Below are 17,391 nucleotides of genomic sequence, written 5' to 3'. Positions count from 1 at the left end.
ATTTTCGGGCGGTTCGCGAACCGCCCCTACAGCTAATCATTTACATTCAAAACCCTATAGAAATAATAAAATAATGACGAATAATAAACCCTCTTTGGAATCAACCCTTAAATCGGCCGATACGGAAGAACCTATTGATTTAATCTTTTATCGTCCTATTGGATATCGTTGGGCATTGTTTTTTCAGAAACTGGGTGTACATCCGAACACTGTAACCATTGCTTCCATATTCCTGGGAGTAGCTGCGGGTGTTTTCTTCTATTTTGATAATATCTACTATAACATCATAGGAATGCTCCTACTGATCTGGGCAAACTCCTATGATAGCGCCGATGGACAATTGGCACGTATGACCGGGCAGAAATCCCGTATAGGACGAATCCTCGATGGTCTGGCAGGCGACTTTTGGTTTGTATCTATTTATGCAGCAATCTGCCTGCGGTTAATGCCCGAATGGAATTATTGGATATGGGCTTTAGCAGCAGTGGCCGGATACTTCCATAGTAAACAAGCGGCTATGGCCGACTATTACCGGAATATTCATCTTTTCTTTTTGAAAGGAGAGGCGGGTAGTGAGTTGGATAGTTCCAGGCAGCAGTATGATATTTATAATTCCCTTCCCTGGAAAGGTAATTGGGGCATGAAGATGTATCATTACTTCTATGGCAGATATACGGCTTCGCAGGAGAAAAGTTCTCCCTGGTTTCAACGTTTTTTCAATGTGATACATGAAAAATATAAAAACCAGATACCGCAGGAATTAGCCGATGATTTTCGCAAGGGTAGTAAACCATTGATGAAATATACAAATATCCTATCTTTCAATACCCGTGTAATCGTACTTTTCATCAGTCTTTTCCTGAATCTTCCGTGGATTTACTTTATCTTTGAACTCACGATTCTGAATGGTCTGCTTATCTATATGATAAGTAAACATGAATCGTTAAGTAAGAAGCTTTATAATCAAGTTATGAGTGGTGAGTTCTGAGTTATGAGTAATACTATGCAGATACTCATAACCCAAAACCTAAAACTCACCACTCATAACTCAAAACTCAAAACTCATAACCCAAAACCCAAAACTCAACCCGGTGAAAAGTAAGTATCGTAATATTTTCCTGGCATTTGGTATTGTTGCAGTCATCATTATGATGTTCACATTCGATATGGACTATAACGAACTGTGGAGTAATTTGAAACGTGCCGGTTACTATTTCCCACTGATCATTCTTCTTTGGGTGTTTGTTTATTTATTGAATGCAACGTCGTGGTATCAGATTATTCGTGATGGGAAGAAAGCATACGTACCCTTTTGGCGGGTATATAAACTTTCCATATCCGGTTTTGCCTTGAACTATGTAACCCCTGTGGGGTTGATGGGAGGTGAGCCATATCGTATTATGGAGTTGAAGCCTTTTATAGGCGTTGAACGGGCTACTTCTTCTGTCATCCTATATGTTATGATGCATATATCCTCCCATTTCTGCTTTTGGATTGCTGCTGTAGTTATTTACATCTGTTTTTATCCGGTGAATCTGATTATGGGAATTGTGATGGCGTTAATCCTTATATTTTGCTTGTTTTTCGCCGTTCTCTTTATTCGTGGCTACCGGAGCGGGATGGCTGTAGCCTTTGTACGTATATGCAGTAAAATACCTATTTTAAAGAAGTATGCAGCAAACATAGCCGAAAAGTATAGCGATCAATTAAAGGCGATAGACCAGCAAATTGCATTACTTCACCAGAAGCGGAAGCGTACTTTCTATACGGCTTTATCCTTAGAATTCGCAGCCAGAGTCTTATCTTGCATGGAAGTCTGGTTGATATTGAATATCCTGACTACGGACGTAAGTTTTATAGATTGTGTTTTAATCGTAGCTTTTTCTTCCTTGCTTGCCAATCTGCTATTCTTTATGCCCATGCAGATTGGAGGACGTGAAGGTGGGTTTGCATTGGCCGTTGGAGGCTTATCCATGTCCGGAGCATATGGAGTATATACCGCGTTGATAACCCGTGTCCGGGAATTAATCTGGATCATTATCGGGTTGGCACTGATGAAAATTGGGAATAAAAAATGAAAGAACAAGATTTAAAGAAAATCAAGGCCATAGCTTTTGACTTTGGCGGAACACTAGATATACCAGGAATACATTGGTTTGATTTCTTTTGGAGTCAGTTTGAAGGCGAAATCATCAAACGTGGCTTAACCAAAGAACAATATTGGGATGCTTATGTATATGGTGAACGCCAGATGGAGAAGAATGGTATACCACGCGATACTAGCTTTGAGGATACTATAACCAGAAAGCTAAATTATCAGTTCGAATATCTGGCCGGTCATTATAATACGGATATGATTGATCAAAAGCTATGTACTTTGACACAAATTGATGCTAATCTCCAAACAGCTGCAATGATCTTTAAGACATTGAACGGAAACTATGATTTGAGCATTGTGTCTAACTATTATGGTAATCTGGAAACCATTCTTAAAGAGGCTCATATCTTTGAATATCTGGATAGATTAATTGATTCTACTATTGTTGGAGTACGGAAACCCGATCCGGCAATCTGGAAAATAGCTATTGATCAAAGTGCGGTTAAACCGGAGGAATTCTTAATAATCGGTGACTCGATGAAGAATGATATACTACCGGCTCAACTTTTAGGATGCCCAACAATATTAATCACCAAAAAATTACCTCCTGAAGAATATAAAGGGGCTTGGGTTAGCTCACTGGAAATGTTGGCTAAACTTTTGTTCTAAAAATAATGGCTGCCCTATTTTTAAGAGCAGCCATTATTTATTTTACATCTAATTCTTCCTTCATATCAATTTCCTCACCTTGCGGATCATAGAATATATATTCCAGGAAAGCGAGTTTTTGATTCGGAACAATTTTAATACCACTTCCGTATTTCATGCGCCATTTATATTTCAGGGAAAAAATCCCTTTATTAATGTAAGCGGCCACATACGGATGGATGTGGAGTGAGAATTTCTTTATCTTCAGTTTATTAACCAGGTAGTCAATTTTACTCTCTAAAGTGTCCGTGAAAAGAATGGACGACTTAATCTTGCCTTTGCCATGACACGTAGGACATTCTTCAAGCGTGTTCACATCCATAGCCGGACGTACACGTTGGCGGGTAATCTGCATCAGCCCGAATTTGCTGAGTGGCAGAATGTTATGCCTTGCCCGGTCCTTTTGCATGTTGGCAGTCATTCGTTCGTAAAGCTTTTGACGATTTTCGGCAGAGCTCATATCAATGAAGTCTATCACAATAATACCACCCATGTCTCTGAGGCGTAGTTGACGCGCCAATTCGTCTGCGGCTCCAAGGTTAACTTCTAATGCGTTACCTTCCTGACCGTCAGGGCTTTTGGTGCGGTTTCCACTATTCACGTCTATTACGTGAAGCGCTTCAGTGTGTTCAATAATCAGATAGGCTCCACCCTTATAGGATACGGTCTTGCCGAATGCTGATTTGACTTGTTTGGTGATACCGAAATTGTCGAAAATAGGAAGTTGCCCTTTGTAATGCTTCACAATCCCTGCACGGTCGGGGGCAATGAGTGTTACATAGTCTCTGATTTCATTGTAAACCGCCTCATTGTTGACGTGGATGTTTTCAAATGAAGGATTGAACAGGTCGCGAAGCATTCCTACAGCACGGCTGGTTTCCTCGTAGATCAATGTCGGAAACTTGGTTGCTTTTTGTACCTTTTTCAGGCTGTCTTCCCAGTGTTTGACAAGCACTTTAAGCTCTCCATCGAGTTCGGCCACGCGTTTGCCTTCTGCTACCGTACGTACAATAACTCCGAAATTCTTAGGCTTGATGCTTTGAAGGAGTTGCTTCAGACGGGCGCGTTCTTCGCTCGATTTAATTTTTTGTGATACGGATACCTTATCGTTAAAAGGAATCAGAACCAGGTATCTTCCGGCAAATGAAATCTCGGAAGTCAGTCTGGGGCCTTTAGTCGAAATAGGTTCCTTTGCGATTTGTACAATGACCTCTTGTCCTACTTTTAGTGTGTTGGCAATGGTGCCGTCTTTCTCAATGTCCGGTAGGATAGATGCTTTGTGCATCTGAGGTAATTTTTTTCTGTCGCCAAGAGCTTGTCTTACGAACTTTTCCAGTGAGTTAAATTGAGGTCCAAGGTCTAAATAATGAAGAAAAGCGTCTTTCTCATAGCCGACATCCACAAAACATGCATTTAATCCCGGCATCAGTTTCTTTATCCGGCCCAAATACATATTACCCACAGAGAAGGAAATGTTTCTTCCTTCGCTTTGAAGTTCTACCAGGCTTTTATCTTCGAGAAGAGCAATGGAGACTTCTTTGGGTTGTACATCTACTACCAGTTCACTTGTCACAATTTCATTTCTTATTTAGTTTGGTTAATTAAGAAGCTGTCTGACGAGCCTTCTTAAATACTCAAGGGTTCTAACACAAAGAACAAACCCGAAAAGACCATGCTTTACAAGTTTGTTCTCCGTATCTGTACATCAGACTATAAAATTATTTTTTGCTTTTATGTCTGTTCTTTCTTAGTCTTTTTTTACGCTTATGCGTAGACATTTTATGTCTTTTTTTCTTTTTTCCGCTTGGCATAGCTTTTATTTTAATAGGGTTAATAATATTAAGTTTTGAGTTATAAGTTTTGAGTTATGAGTTTTAGTCCGCTTGGTACTCTAAACTCAGAACTCAGAACTCAGATCATTTTTTCAGAAGCTCAGCAAACGATTTTGCTGGTTTGAAAGCCGGTACATTATGCTCCGGAATAATGATAGTCGTATTCTTGGAAATATTACGAGCTGTTTTTTGAGCTCTTTTCTTTACTACAAAGCTACCGAATCCGCGTAGATACACATTTTCCTCTTTAGCCAGGGAGTCTTTAATAGCCTCCATGAATGCCTCAACAATGTTAAGAGCTACTACTTTGTCTACACCAGTACTCTTCGTAACTTCGTTTACAATATCTGCCTTAGTCATTTTAGTTTAAAAATAATAATTATTATTACTTATATTCTTTTCTTTTAATACCTAATTTTTTGGACTGCAAATATATAGCTTTTTAATCTCTCTAAAAAATATATTCTAGACTAATTTCTAAAAAAACTCAGTATTGTGTTTATTTGATTATTATAGAAAGAGGTGTAATCCGAGTTTCAACCACAAAGTTGTGTGGGGTCGTAGATTATGCAGAGTTTATATTATAGATTCGGCGGCATTCTTTACTCTTTCCGAAAAATCAAGAAGTGCATTCTTTAACTGGATTTTCTCACTTTCGGTGAAATGTCCGGAACCACCATTTCCATCAACGCCACGCAATTTATTATAAAGCCATGTAATTGATTTATCTGGGAAATAACGTTTTGCTATCTTAGACCATGTAATATCAAGGACCACATCTTCTATCGATCTCATTATAGGCTCGTTTTTGGTTACAATTGAATAGAGTAATTATGTCTTGTTTTTATTAAAAGACGGATGGTTTCAATTAATTCCCACTCTTTATCAGTTAATTCAACTTTTACTTTTTCCATGTTTTATTGATGTTTGTTATTGTATGCAAATGTACTATGATTATTTATAGTGCACAAGTGGTATAGTGTTTTTATATCTCAATTTATCCCATTATCTTTGATGCATTATTTAGAGCCTGTTTAAATTTTCCACAGAATAATTATTATATGTTGCTTTCGTTTTTTCTTTAGCGCTCTTTTTGTCTGTTTCTTCTCTTTTTGCGGTTCAAATAGCCCGCTATTCTCACCTTAAAAAGAAAACAAACAGCCTAAAAACAGCACTAAATAAAAGAACGAGCAAAATTTAAACAGGCTCTTAGAATTTATTTTATGAGGCAAAAGAAATATAATCCTTTCCAGACTGAAGTGATAAGTGAAGATGATAACTTCCAATTTTCAACTTTCAATTTTCAACTGATAAAATGGTATAATGAGAATAAACGCGAACTGCCCTGGCGGGAAACTACCGATCCTTATAAAATATGGATATCCGAAATTATCCTGCAACAGACCCGTGTAAATCAGGGATACGATTATTTTCTGCGTTTTATCAAACGTTTCCCGGATGTACAGACTTTAGCAAATGCCGATGAGGATGAAGTAATGAAGTACTGGCAGGGACTAGGATACTATTCCCGTGCACGGAACCTGCATGCGGCAGCTAAAAGTATGAATGGTGTATTTCCGGATACATATGAAGGGGTGATCAATTTGAAAGGGGTGGGAGAATATACGGCAGCAGCTATCTGTTCCATATCTTATGGCATGCCTTATCCGGTAGTAGACGGCAATGTGTTCCGCGTGATATCCCGTTATATGGGAGTTGAAACTCCGATTGACTCGGGGCGGGGAAAGAAGGAAATCACCGAATGGGCAAACAGACTGATGGATAAAAAACAACCTGCATTGTTTAACCAGGCCATTATGGATTTTGGCGCTTTACTGTGTACTCCCAAATCGCCCGATTGTACGAATTGTCCTTTGGCTAACCGTTGTGTTGCACTTGCCGTAGGCTTAGTCAATAAGTTACCTATAAAGCAGCATAAAACGAAAACGACCAATCGCTATTTTAATTATCTGTATGTAAATGCCGGTGAATATACATTTATACATAAACGGACCGGAAATGATATCTGGAGAAACTTGTTTGAATTGCCGCTGATCGAAACCTCCGAGCCTGTGACGGAAGAGAACCTCATTGCATCAACCGAGTTCCGTAACCTGATAGCCGAAGGTGAATCTCCTGTAATAAAATTGTCTTTGAAGTCGGTGAAGCACGTTCTTTCGCACCGGGTGATATATGCTAATTTCTATGAAGTTACCCTGCCTGAAACAACCCGCTCATTCTCGACCTACAAACGTATCAAAAAGGAAGATATGGATCAATATGCTATTTCCCGGTTAGTGCAAATCTTCTTAGAGAGTTGAAGTTTTAGAGTTGAAAGTTGAAAGTTGAAAATTGAAAGTTAACCATGCGGATCAATAAACATCAGGCCGGCATCGTAACTTTCAATTTTCAACTTTCAACTCTAAACTCTAAACTCTCAACTTTTAATTAATCCTCTTGCTTTATCCCTGAATTCTATTTATTTTTGACGGCAAATAATTGAAACGCAGATTAACGCAGATTATCATAGATTTAATATATTATTTTAATAATCTGTGTAATACATAAAAATAATCTGCGATAATCCGTGTTAATCTGTGTTTCAATCAAAATAAAACATTGTAATTTCAATCGTAAATTGTAAATCAGTAAATAGTAAATAAAAGATGTCAGTAAACAAAGTTATATTATTAGGGAATGTAGGCAAGGACCCGGAAGTGAGATATCTTGATACCGGTATTGCCGTAGCAACAATGTCCTTAGCTACATCAGAACGTGGTTATACACTTGCTAACGGAACACAGGTTCCGGAAAGAACAGAATGGCATAATCTTGTGTTATGGCGTGGTTTGGCAGAAACAGCAGAAAAATATATCCATAAAGGAGATAAGCTGTATGTAGAAGGTAAAATCAGAACACGGTCTTATGATGATCAGGCTGGTAATAAACGCTATGTAACTGAGATTTTTGTCGATAATATGGAAATGCTTACTCCCAAAGCGGCAAATACGGGTATGGGAGCGCCATCACCAAGTGTGCAGCAAGCGCCTGTGCAACCACAGGTTGGACAACCCATGCCGGGAACGAATGATAACCCTGCAGACGATTTACCGTTTTAGTTGAGAGTTGACAGTTGATAGTTGACAGTTAAGCTACAGATTGATTCTGCATAGTAACTGTCAACTATCAACTGTCAACTGTCAACTAAAATAATTTTTAATTAAAAATTATTGTTTTGGACGATTATTTATGCCAGTTGGCAGATGTTTTTAGCGGCATAGCCGTAAATCCTCCTACACCTTCGGAGATTGTGGCCATTATTCTGGCCGGTTTGTTATTGCTCGTATCGGGCTTTGCCTCCGCCTCGGAGATTGCTTTTTTCTCTTTATCTCCATCTGATCGCAATGAAATTGATGCCCGGAACCATCCGGCAGATGAAAAAGTAAGCCGGCTATTGGATAATACGGAACGTTTGTTGGCTACGATTCTGATTACCAACAATTTTGTGAACGTAACAATCATTATGCTCTGCAATTATTTCTTTATGGGCATATTTGATTTTTCATCTCCTGTGGCCGAATTTATTATTTTAACAATAGCTCTGACATTTCTATTGCTACTGTTTGGTGAAATTATGCCTAAGATTTTCTCTGCCCAGAACACACTAGCTTTTTGTCGTTTTGCCGCCGGAGGAATCTCTATGTTCCAAAAAATATTCTATCCGTTGGCGTCGTTGTTAATGAAATCATCTACCTTCCTTAATAAACATGTAGTTAAGAAAAATCGTAATATATCTGTGAGCGAGCTTTCCCAGGCGCTTGATCTGACAGACAAGGAAGAACTCTCCGAAGAGAATACCATACTTGAAGGAATTGTGCGTTTTGGTGCGGAAACGGCTAAGGAGGTAATGACTTCCCGGCTGGATGTGGTGGATCTGGATATACGCACGCCTTTTAAGAATGTACTGCAATGTATCATTGATAATGCTTACTCGCGTATGCCGGTTTACTCCGGTTCGCTTGATAATATTAAAGGGATACTCTATATCAAAGACCTCATTCCTCATATTAATAAAGGCGATAACTTCCGTTGGCAATCATTGATTCGTCCGGCATATTTTGTTCCCGAAACAAAAATGATTGATGACCTGTTGCGGGATTTTCAGACAGAGAAAATTCATATCGCCATTGTTGTTGATGAATTTGGAGGGACCTCCGGCATTATCACCATGGAAGATATTATCGAAGAGATTGTTGGTGAAATTCACGATGAGTATGATGATGAAGAACGTACGCATGTTGTCATCAATGATCATACCTGGATATTCGAAGCCAAAACCCAGCTTACCGATTTCTATAAAATAGCCCGGGTTAATCCGGACGATTTTGAGAAAATATCCGGTGATGCGGATACATTAGCCGGTCTTCTGCTCGAAATAAAAGGAGAGTTTCCACAGCTTCACGAGAAACTAACATACGAAAATTACGAGTTCGAAATCCTTGAGATGGATAACCGGCGGATTTTAAAAGTAAAAGTCGTTAAAGAGTTGACAGTTAACAGTTGACAGTTGACAGTTACGATGCCGATGATGCGCAGCTTAACTGTCAACTCTCAACTGTCAACTGTCAACTCTCAACTGTCAACTCTCAACTCTCATGTTGTACAAGCAATATATAACTTCAGAATATCAGTGGGGGATTTGGAAAGTAACCGAAAACCTGAGTGAATTACTGGCACTTCTGCCGGATCAGGGTGCCGTATATATGGATGAACTCAATGCATTCAAATCCGATTCCCGTAAAATAGAGTGGTTGGCTGTACGTGTTCTTCTATACACACTAACTCAAAGAATCACTCCTATTCAGTATCATCCCAGTGGTAAGCCCTATTTTGCAGATCATAGTGCCCATCTAAGTATCTCGCATACCAAAGGTTATGTTTCTGTGATTATAAGTGAAACGAACGAAGTGGGTATTGATATTGAGAAAATAAGTGAACGGGTACATAAAGTGGCCCATAAATTTGTACGGGATGACGAACATTTGCCCGAAGACTCCGTACAAAAAACTCATGCCCTTCTGCTCATCTGGTCGGCTAAAGAAGTCATGTTTAAGTGCATGAACGAGGAAGCCGTAGATTTTCGTGAACATATGCATGTGGACCTTACTCAACTGGATGGTACATGCTTTCCAGGGAAGGAAACCCGCTCCAAACATGGAAGAACCTATCTCATCTGCTACATCATTGATCCTGAATTTGTAATGACGTGGACTTCAGTTGAGAGTTGAAAGTTGAAAGTTACGATGCCGACTTGGTGTTTATTGATCTGCATAGTTCACTTTCAACTTTCAATTTTCAACTTTCAACTCTAAAGCACGGACATGCTTTAACCCATTCCTCCGGTTCTATTTCCCCATTCCCATTCAGGTCGGGGCTTAAATCCCGGTGACCACAGACCCGGCTATTCGGAAACCTTTTCAGTAGTTCTTCTACCAGGCTGTCTATCGCCTGTTTCTGTTCTTCTGTCCGGGTGTCTTTCGGTTGTCCGCGGCTATCCAATCCACCCTCGTAACAAATCCCGATGGAGTGAGCGTTATGCCCTTTGGCATGTGCTCCAATCTTCTCCAGCGGGCGGGTAGGGATTATCCGGCCATCTTTTCGAATATAATAATGATACCCCGGCCCATTGAAACCCCGTCGCCGGTGGCACGTATCTAAATCATATTCTGTGAAATCCCGGTCCTCTCTTGTAGCCGAGCAGTGAATCACAATCAAATTAACCCTTCTCATTTACAATTTACGGATTTACAATTTACCATTTGATTGTTACACTCTATTGCCATCGTTCGGTACAATCCTTCGACAGACATTGCAATTTCGCAGCTTCCGCCAACTGTGCCTTCAGGCTAAATATCTCAGCATGCATTTCATGCACCTTCGTGCTCATCTCAAAATAATCCTTGAGCACCTTTTCCAACTGCAATGCCAAAAACTCATACTGTCCCGTCACCAACTCACTAAACTCCTTGATATCCTTCGCATTCTTTTTTTTCAGAAACGGAAGAACCATCCTTATCAACTCCAAAACATATTTCATATCTTTTACGATTATTATTATTATTATTATTCACAACCTACTCCCGCATGGTTCCCCGGCCTAATTTGTGCAGCGTTAAGCGAACAGTCAGGGTGAAGCGTTAAAGGGGCTTCTGTTTGAGCGAAGCGAGTTTGAGACCCTTTAGCGTAACCCTGACTGTTCGCTTAACGCTGCACAAATTAGGCCTTGAACTTTTGGCTTCGCCCAAGGCCCTCTCGTTCGGCAGTGCTTAAGCAAGCTTGCACTGCTCTCACTTAATCGGGCCTTTCTTTTTGCTACCTTTTTCTTTTGGTTCAAGCCAAAAGAAAAAGTAGGTTAGAATCCTGGATCAATCACTTCGCCATCATCTCCTCCTGCACCCGGATCAGTTGGTTCCCCGATCTCTTCGAGTTCTCCGTTACCTCCTTTCTCAATATCGAAGAACTGCAACTTGGTTGCTCCCCGTGTTCCTGCCAGTACCGGTTTTACACTTGTCGACGGGCGGAAGCTGATATTCACCGACTTGATGCATTTTGCACTGCAATCCTTCTTCGCCTCTCTGCCTTCGGCTTTTACGGCCAGCCTGAACACTCCGAAGTCTGTGATGTTTACCGACACCCCACTTGCCAAAGCTATTCGCATGGCTTCTACGAAGTTGTCCAACACACTTTTGATATCCCCTTGCGATAGCGAACTGAATCGTTGCATGATATCTGCGATATAGTCCAGTCCTACACTATTTCCCTGGGTTATTAACTGCGGGTAATACTTCCCGGTATCCGTTTTATCCTGCGGATTCTTTCTTAAAATCTTCTTGTATGGTACAGCCATAGTTTAAATAATTTTGAATTAATAATTTTGAATTTTGAATTAGAGGATTGACTGGGTTAGACCGGTCGAACCATTGTTGAGCTCATTTGTTTGGTTTTATTCTCTGTGCAAAGATAGGGTATGCCTGAAGTTTGCATATTCGGTTAGCCTGGATTGACTTATTTTAAATGAATTTCGATTGAGATAAAAAAAGATCAGGAACTTTGTGATAAGTTCAAATAAATTCCCATTATAATACCTTCAATCCATCCTTTTTTATTATCTTTATAACATTGAAAATCAAGGAAAAACTGTCGTTATTAATGGAGAAAATGATTGAAAAATCCCCTGTGTTCCAGGTTCGGGCCTATACCAAAGAAGAGTTGGCTGTACTTTATAACCCTACCCAGTGCGTAACTGTTGCCCTGCAAACCCTTGCTCGTTGGATACGTACCAACCGGTTGCTAATGGATGAATTGAACGCCATCGGTTATAATAAATTCCGTCGTGGATTTACACCTAAAGAAGTAGCTACTATAGTGAAATATTTGGGTGAGCCGTGAAGTAAACCTAAAGTTCCTAAGGTAATAATGTTCTATTTCACAAAAGTTCCTAGGGAAAAAGTGTATATTTGCACAGAAAGTCCTAGGGTATTAATGTGATATGATATAAAGGAATAGAATATATGAGACGGGAGTTGTTTAGTAAACTACAGAATTGGAAACAAAAAACAAATCGTAAGCCTTTGATAATAAGAGGAGCAAGGCAAGTGGGAAAGACTTGGTTGATGAAAGAATTTGCCAATCGTGAGTACGAAAACGTGGTATATGTAAATTTTGAAAGCGATCAGCAATTGCAATCACTTTTCATAGACGACTTCGACCTTTCCCGGATCTTGCTGGCTCTTCAGGTTGCAACAGGTGTGAAGCCGGTACCGGGAAAAACACTAATCATATTTGATGAAATACAGGAGGCAAAGCGTGCACTTACCTCATTGAAATATTTTCAGGAAAATGCGCCTGAATATCATATTATAGCCGCCGGTTCTTTACTTGGAATCGCTTTACATGCTCATACCTCATTTCCTGTTGGGAAAGTTGAATTCCTGGATTTGTATCCACTTACTTTTGACGAGTATTTGCAAGCCTTGGGTGAAGATGCCTTGCTGGGTCTTCTTCGTGAGCGGCAATGGGAGCTGGTGAAAGCATTTAAAAGCAAGTATGTTGAATTGCTGAAACAGTATTATTATGTTGGTGGTATGCCCGAAGTTGTAGCGGCTTTTGCTCAGCATAAAGATTTTAATGAGGTGCGTGAAATACAGAAACAGATTCTGGATGCATATCAACAGGACTTTTCAAAACATGCTCCACTAGAGGTGGTGCCTCGTATCCGCCTGGTTTGGAATTCTATACCCACTCAACTGGCGAGAGAAAATAAAAAGTTTGTTTACGGATTGATTAAGCAAGGAGCACGGGCAAAAGAGTTTGAGCTTGCTTTGGCTTGGCTGATGGATTGCGGACTGGTACATAAAGTGAATCGGGTAACTAAGCCGGCTATGCCCTTGAAGGCTTATGAAGATTTTGGAGCATTCAAATTATTCGTTTCTGATGTTGGATTGCTCGCTTGTATGGCCGAGTTGGATGTTAAATCATTGTTAGAGAATAATGCTATTTTCGAAGAATTTAAAGGTGCATTGACCGAACAATATGTACTTCAACAACTGATAGCCAGTTCCGGATTGTCGGTATATTATTGGTCTTCTGAACAATCTACTGCCGAAATAGATTTTCTTATTCAACAAAATGGTAGCATTATACCCATTGAGGTTAAGGCTGCTGAGAATTTACGAGCGAAAAGTTTGAAGTCTTTTGTCGAGAAATTCCATTCTACTATTACTATCCGTACTTCAATGTCTGACTTTAGAGAAGAAACCTGGATGGTTAATATACCCCTTTATGCTATTGGAATTTATCTTCGTAATTTTTAAAATATTTACATCTATCCCGTAACTCTTAGAGTTTTCCCTACAACTCCTCGAGTTGTCCGGATAACTCTAAGAGATACCGTGACAACTCGAGGAGTTATTCTTCCAGGTCGGTTATTTAAACCCGAGCTTCGTTGATGTGCACTACCCGGTATTCTGTAATTTTATTGATTGTTACTCGTTTCTGGAATTCCCCTTCCTCCAGTACTTTGATCAGGTTTCGTTGCGTTTGCTTGTTGGCTTGTATTTTCCCCCAAATGGACAATATACTTAGTATTTCGCTTACCGACATCCACTTGATGGTATAATCATTATCCAGCGGTTTGCGGAAGTAAACATAGAAAAGTTCCTGCTCCTGACTGGCTATGACATACTGTTGGTTGTGTGCATTTAATGCCTGAAACTCCTCTTCATCATACCAATACTTGAATCCACTCTTCCAGAGGTGCAATGCCTGTGCATACATCTTCGCATGCTCAATGGACGTCTTGTAATCAATCTCTTCTGCTGTTACGGTTGGGAAGCGGCGGGTACCGGTGATATCTTCCAGGAAACGCGGCTCGTTGGTACTGGCTATGAACGATGCCCGGCGAACATAAACCCCGGTTTCTTCGGCCCACGCCTTTCGTTCGGTAATGTTGTCCTGTGAGATTAAGCGTTTTAACTCGGAGATATCATCCCGTTTCATTCCCTCGAACTCTTCGAGATTAATCAATATTCGTTGGCTGAGAAGAAGCATGTGGTCCTTATTGTTTGGATTTAGCATACCGTTCCGATAGTACAACTTTAGTTCGGGTGGTAGTAAATGGCGTATCCATGTTGACTTTCCCTTGCCTTGTGCCCCTTTGATGATAAGTGCCAGTTGATTCTCCCGCTCATCGTCCAGTGCACAGGCCACCAGACCAACGATCCACCGTTTGAAGCAGTCGCGCCAAAAGTCCTGACTGCTTGTTTGCAAGGTTTCGGCAAGTTGGTTAATATAGTCAATTTGCATATCCCATGCCGGCAGACCGTAGAAGTACTCTTCGAACGGGTTGAACTCGTGTGCAAAACGTGAATTGATCACCGCTTTTACAATATGCGGTTGGCAGTTTATGCCGAAAATCTGGGCGTCAATGTACAATGTGTTATAATCATCTTTGCGAATGGGGTGATAGGTGTTGTTCGCTGAAGTGTCTGTCTTCATCCGTATTTCCAGGCTTTCCAGAACAATGTTCCGGCGGGCTTCACATATGCTGCCGAGAAACTCCATAAGCCTGACTGCCACCAACTTTTGTTTTTCCTCCTGTTACCTGTCCGTCTGGCTGGTGTAGTGATAGGCATTGGCTATGATCTGCCGAATATCAATGTCTGGGTCTCCTCCATACTGGTGCTGTGTCAACAGTGTGGTGCAATCCTGAGGTATTCCTTTGCAGTAGCAGAGGTGCCCGAGGGTGTAGATGTATTTGTCGCGTTGCCCGGGCAGATAGGTGATGTCTCGTTGTGTTTTGTTGATGCATCGTTGAAACTCCATCTGAACATGTGGGTTGATGTGCGAGAATTCTACCGACGAGTCGCCCGGCAGGTCGTTCAGTATCATTTCCTTTTGGCTGATCTTCTTCGTATTAGACGATTGCTTTGCTGCCGGTGGTGATACAATGATGCTACAGCTTGGCGTGGCGAGTGCTTCGATGGCTTCGCGGTTCACAAATGTTTCGGGATCGTGTGATACAAAACACAGTCTTCCGATGTCGCTTCCGCTGATGTCTACCTTTTCCTGACAGTGCACTTCGTAGTATTGCCGGCATTGGTCGAATATGTTTTTGTGATACGCTTCAAGTTCGGCGGTTGTGATTTCAGGTTTTGCGAAGAGCCGGTTGCGCAGTTTCCCGGCTTCTTCGCTGTTGTAATATACCCCTGCTTTGAGTCCGTTTCCCGATGGGCTTCGGAAACAGAATAGCGTGTAAGGTATTTTTTCGATTATTTCCCGGCACTGGGTGAGCTGCTCTTCGGTTAGTTTGTCGAAGTCCAGCATCAGGATGTCGTTATATCCGGTGATTCCTTCCTCGGTACGTTTTCCGGTATAGGTGGCCGATAAGGTGAAGCCCGGTAACTGCCGTTTGACGCGTGCGGCTTCTTCTGTTTTGTTTTCGCATAGTAATGCCCGTAATTTTTTTATGGTAGACAGATGTTTTCCTTCGGTAATATCTGTCAGCTTCTCTAATAGTGAAACGTTACCTGTTGGTTTGCTAAATCCTTTAAATTCTGATACTTGAATGCTTTTCATACTTTTCTTACTTTTAAAATTGACTATTGTGAATGCGTTTAGAAACTGTTTTGATTTTGCTCGTTCTCAAAACAATTTCTCATAAGTTGCAAAGGTGAACTATTTTTTTGAGAACCTTCAAGGGGTTCCGGACCCGGAACCCCTTATTTCTGTTAACCTTTACGTTTTAGCTTGTAAAGCATTGATGCAATGGAAGATAGGGCGAGGTATCCCTTGTCTCCGTTCTTTTTGGCAAAGCGAAAGGTATTGTAAATAAACTTTGCCAGTGATTCAATTCCGTCTTCGCCTGGAATAGCAAGGTCTTCGGCCTCCCAGAGTTCGTAAATTGTTTCGATAATGTCAGAATTGCAGTCTTTTACTGTTGCCCTCCGGTTAATCGTTTTTTTTGCTTTAATCAACTTTTGGATTTCCGGCGAATAGAGTTCTTCACTTAGCTCAATACCTAACTCTTTGCACACAATGGTGACTTTTAGATTTTTCTTTTTCATAAAAAAAAAGTTTTAAAATTAATAGTCCCCAAATCTTTGTGTTCATTTCCTGAAATCTGTGTTAAGAGAATGTTAGTTTTATGTTAGTTTTTTCTCGTGCTCGCGTACGCGCGGGCGGGGGCGCGTGTATATCCACTCTTTTTGTGTGGGTAAGTAGAGGTAGGTTGGACCTACCTCTGGTGTTACAAAAAAACTCTTATATATTACGTATATATAGCTAGTGCATTTGTTGGTCCAAGCAGATTTTTAACAGACTCTTGTAATTCAAAAACAGTAAACTTCAATTTTATGCCCGGAATTATTTTGCTGTTTCATTTTAACGTTTTACCTTTGCGCCATTAATCGGATTATTCTGCCCTAGCTTAAATGGCAAAGATCCGTTTCATTATGGTTTAAATGAACCTAAAACTTAGCAAAATTGTCCGGTCGCTCTGTATCGAACAATTAGCGTAGCGTTGGAAACAAACAAATTAAACACTCGAAGACAAAATTTAAATGGTTGAAAATCAAGAATATTGGTTCGCTGCTCGTACCCGGGCTAATCAGGAGTTAGGTCTTCGGAATTCGCTGAAAAAATTAGAAATCGCTCATTATTTACCCACTCATATTGTCACCCGCCGAATCAGTGATCGTGTAAAGCGTATCGAGGTTCCCGTTATCAATAATCTGATTTTTATCCGGACAACTAAACAGCATGCTTTTGCGCTGGTGAAAGATTATGCATTGAAGTTGCATTACATCAAGGATGTTGAAACGGGTAGCTTGCTGGTGGTGCCGGATAAACAAATGGAAGATTTCATGTTCGTCATGGATCTTTCGCCGGAATCGATTCGCCAGAGTTGTGATACCTATGCACCGGGCGATAGGGTGCGGATTATAAAGGGTAATCTTACCGGGGTTGAAGGTGAAATGGTGCGCGTTGAAGGTAAGACGCATGTGTTATTACGTATACCACAAGTCTTGGTGGTTAGTGTGAAGGTTCCAAAGAGTTATTTGGAAAAAATCTGATTTTTTATTTAAATATATTTCCTGTAAGCGTCCAAAAATGACGTCTTGATGTTTATTTCTGTTTTTCTTAGTTTCGCGCTGTATAATTCTAATATTTTATTTTATGTACAGCGACAGTGAT

General features: G+C 40.5%; 19 protein-coding genes. 10 read left to right on the top strand and 9 right to left on the bottom strand.

Annotated features, from left to right (window positions below; translation table 11 throughout):
- Nucleotides 1-73: 73 nt before the first annotated feature.
- From D0T87_RS07525 to D0T87_RS07515, 3 genes are all read left to right on the top strand, one after another.
- Nucleotides 74-988, top strand: a complete 915-nt coding sequence (locus D0T87_RS07525; protein WP_163174391.1) for a CDP-alcohol phosphatidyltransferase family protein — start codon at nucleotides 74-76, stop codon at nucleotides 986-988.
- Nucleotides 989-1,091: 103 nt separating this feature from the next.
- Nucleotides 1,092-2,078 (top strand): lysylphosphatidylglycerol synthase transmembrane domain-containing protein, encoded by a 987-nt coding sequence (locus tag D0T87_RS07520; protein ID WP_163174389.1) that lies wholly within the window; start codon nucleotides 1,092-1,094, stop codon nucleotides 2,076-2,078.
- A complete protein-coding gene (locus D0T87_RS07515; RefSeq protein WP_163174387.1) occupies nucleotides 2,075-2,767 on the top strand; it encodes an HAD family hydrolase in 693 nt (230 codons plus the stop codon). Before D0T87_RS07520 ends, D0T87_RS07515 begins: the two co-directional genes overlap by 4 nt.
- Nucleotides 2,768-2,804: 37 nt before the next feature.
- On the opposite strand, the gene D0T87_RS07510 is transcribed toward D0T87_RS07515, so the two are convergent.
- From D0T87_RS07510 to D0T87_RS07500, 3 genes are all read right to left on the bottom strand, one after another.
- A complete protein-coding gene (locus D0T87_RS07510) occupies nucleotides 2,805-4,379 on the bottom strand; it encodes an Rne/Rng family ribonuclease (RefSeq protein WP_163174385.1) in 1,575 nt (524 codons plus the stop codon).
- A 343-nt stretch (nucleotides 4,380-4,722) separates the two neighbouring features.
- A complete protein-coding gene (locus D0T87_RS07505; protein WP_163174383.1) occupies nucleotides 4,723-4,998 on the bottom strand; it encodes an HU family DNA-binding protein in 276 nt (91 codons plus the stop codon).
- Between the two features lie 216 nt (nucleotides 4,999-5,214).
- Nucleotides 5,215-5,433: a DUF5053 domain-containing protein gene (locus D0T87_RS07500; RefSeq protein WP_163174380.1), complete on the bottom strand. Its 219-nt coding sequence runs from the start codon at nucleotides 5,431-5,433 to the stop codon at nucleotides 5,215-5,217.
- A gap of 428 nt (nucleotides 5,434-5,861) precedes the next feature.
- Between D0T87_RS07500 and mutY the strand changes: the two genes are divergently transcribed.
- From mutY to D0T87_RS07480, 4 genes are all read left to right on the top strand, one after another.
- Nucleotides 5,862-6,959, top strand: coding sequence for an A/G-specific adenine glycosylase (gene mutY / locus D0T87_RS07495; protein ID WP_163174378.1), 1,098 nt, complete (start codon nucleotides 5,862-5,864; stop codon nucleotides 6,957-6,959).
- A gap of 345 nt (nucleotides 6,960-7,304) precedes the next feature.
- The gene (locus tag D0T87_RS07490; protein ID WP_163174376.1) at nucleotides 7,305-7,757 is read left to right on the top strand and encodes a single-stranded DNA-binding protein; all 453 of its coding nucleotides are present in this window, start codon (nucleotides 7,305-7,307) and stop codon (nucleotides 7,755-7,757) included.
- 116 nt (nucleotides 7,758-7,873) lie between these two features.
- Nucleotides 7,874-9,202, top strand: a complete 1,329-nt coding sequence (gene gldE / locus D0T87_RS07485) for a gliding motility-associated protein GldE (protein ID WP_239063544.1) — start codon at nucleotides 7,874-7,876, stop codon at nucleotides 9,200-9,202.
- A gap of 91 nt (nucleotides 9,203-9,293) precedes the next feature.
- Nucleotides 9,294-9,926, top strand: a complete 633-nt coding sequence (locus D0T87_RS07480) for a 4'-phosphopantetheinyl transferase superfamily protein (protein ID WP_163174374.1) — start codon at nucleotides 9,294-9,296, stop codon at nucleotides 9,924-9,926.
- Nucleotides 9,927-9,993: 67 nt separating this feature from the next.
- Here the strand turns inward: D0T87_RS07480 and D0T87_RS07475 are convergent, their stop codons facing one another.
- From D0T87_RS07475 to D0T87_RS07465, 3 genes are all read right to left on the bottom strand, one after another.
- Entirely contained in the window at nucleotides 9,994-10,428 is a 435-nt protein-coding gene (locus D0T87_RS07475) for an N-acetylmuramoyl-L-alanine amidase (protein ID WP_163174372.1), read from the bottom strand.
- A gap of 43 nt (nucleotides 10,429-10,471) precedes the next feature.
- Complete coding sequence (locus tag D0T87_RS07470; protein WP_163174370.1) at nucleotides 10,472-10,735, bottom strand: hypothetical protein; 264 nt, start codon at nucleotides 10,733-10,735, stop codon at nucleotides 10,472-10,474.
- Between the two features lie 315 nt (nucleotides 10,736-11,050).
- Nucleotides 11,051-11,545, bottom strand: a complete 495-nt coding sequence (locus D0T87_RS07465) for an HU family DNA-binding protein (protein WP_163174368.1) — start codon at nucleotides 11,543-11,545, stop codon at nucleotides 11,051-11,053.
- A 302-nt stretch (nucleotides 11,546-11,847) separates the two neighbouring features.
- On the opposite strand from D0T87_RS07465, the gene D0T87_RS07460 reads away from it, so the two are divergent.
- A complete protein-coding gene (locus D0T87_RS07460) occupies nucleotides 11,848-12,087 on the top strand; it encodes a DUF4248 domain-containing protein (protein WP_370526825.1) in 240 nt (79 codons plus the stop codon).
- A 122-nt stretch (nucleotides 12,088-12,209) separates the two neighbouring features.
- Nucleotides 12,210-13,511 (top strand): ATP-binding protein, encoded by a 1,302-nt coding sequence (locus tag D0T87_RS07455; RefSeq protein ID WP_163174366.1) that lies wholly within the window; start codon nucleotides 12,210-12,212, stop codon nucleotides 13,509-13,511.
- Between the two features lie 115 nt (nucleotides 13,512-13,626).
- Here the strand turns inward: D0T87_RS07455 and D0T87_RS07450 are convergent, their stop codons facing one another.
- From D0T87_RS07450 to D0T87_RS07440, 3 genes are all read right to left on the bottom strand, one after another.
- Nucleotides 13,627-14,775, bottom strand: coding sequence for a VapE domain-containing protein (locus D0T87_RS07450; RefSeq protein WP_163174364.1), 1,149 nt, complete (start codon nucleotides 14,773-14,775; stop codon nucleotides 13,627-13,629).
- 21 nt (nucleotides 14,776-14,796) lie between these two features.
- Nucleotides 14,797-15,774, bottom strand: a complete 978-nt coding sequence (locus tag D0T87_RS07445) for a BT4734/BF3469 family protein (RefSeq protein ID WP_163174362.1) — start codon at nucleotides 15,772-15,774, stop codon at nucleotides 14,797-14,799.
- A 152-nt stretch (nucleotides 15,775-15,926) separates the two neighbouring features.
- On the bottom strand, nucleotides 15,927-16,262 hold the full coding sequence (locus tag D0T87_RS07440) for a hypothetical protein (RefSeq protein WP_163174360.1): 336 nt from the start codon (nucleotides 16,260-16,262) through the stop codon (nucleotides 15,927-15,929).
- 495 nt (nucleotides 16,263-16,757) lie between these two features.
- Between D0T87_RS07440 and D0T87_RS07435 the strand changes: the two genes are divergently transcribed.
- Complete coding sequence (locus D0T87_RS07435; protein WP_163174358.1) at nucleotides 16,758-17,270, top strand: UpxY family transcription antiterminator; 513 nt, start codon at nucleotides 16,758-16,760, stop codon at nucleotides 17,268-17,270.
- Nucleotides 17,271-17,391 lie beyond the last annotated feature (121 nt).

The sequence above is a fragment of the Bacteroides sp. 51 genome, assembly GCF_010500965.1.
GTDB lineage: Bacteria > Bacteroidota > Bacteroidia > Bacteroidales > Bacteroidaceae > Bacteroides.
The sequence above is the reverse complement of the archived record's forward strand: the minus strand, read 5'-3'. Positions and strand labels throughout refer to the sequence as shown.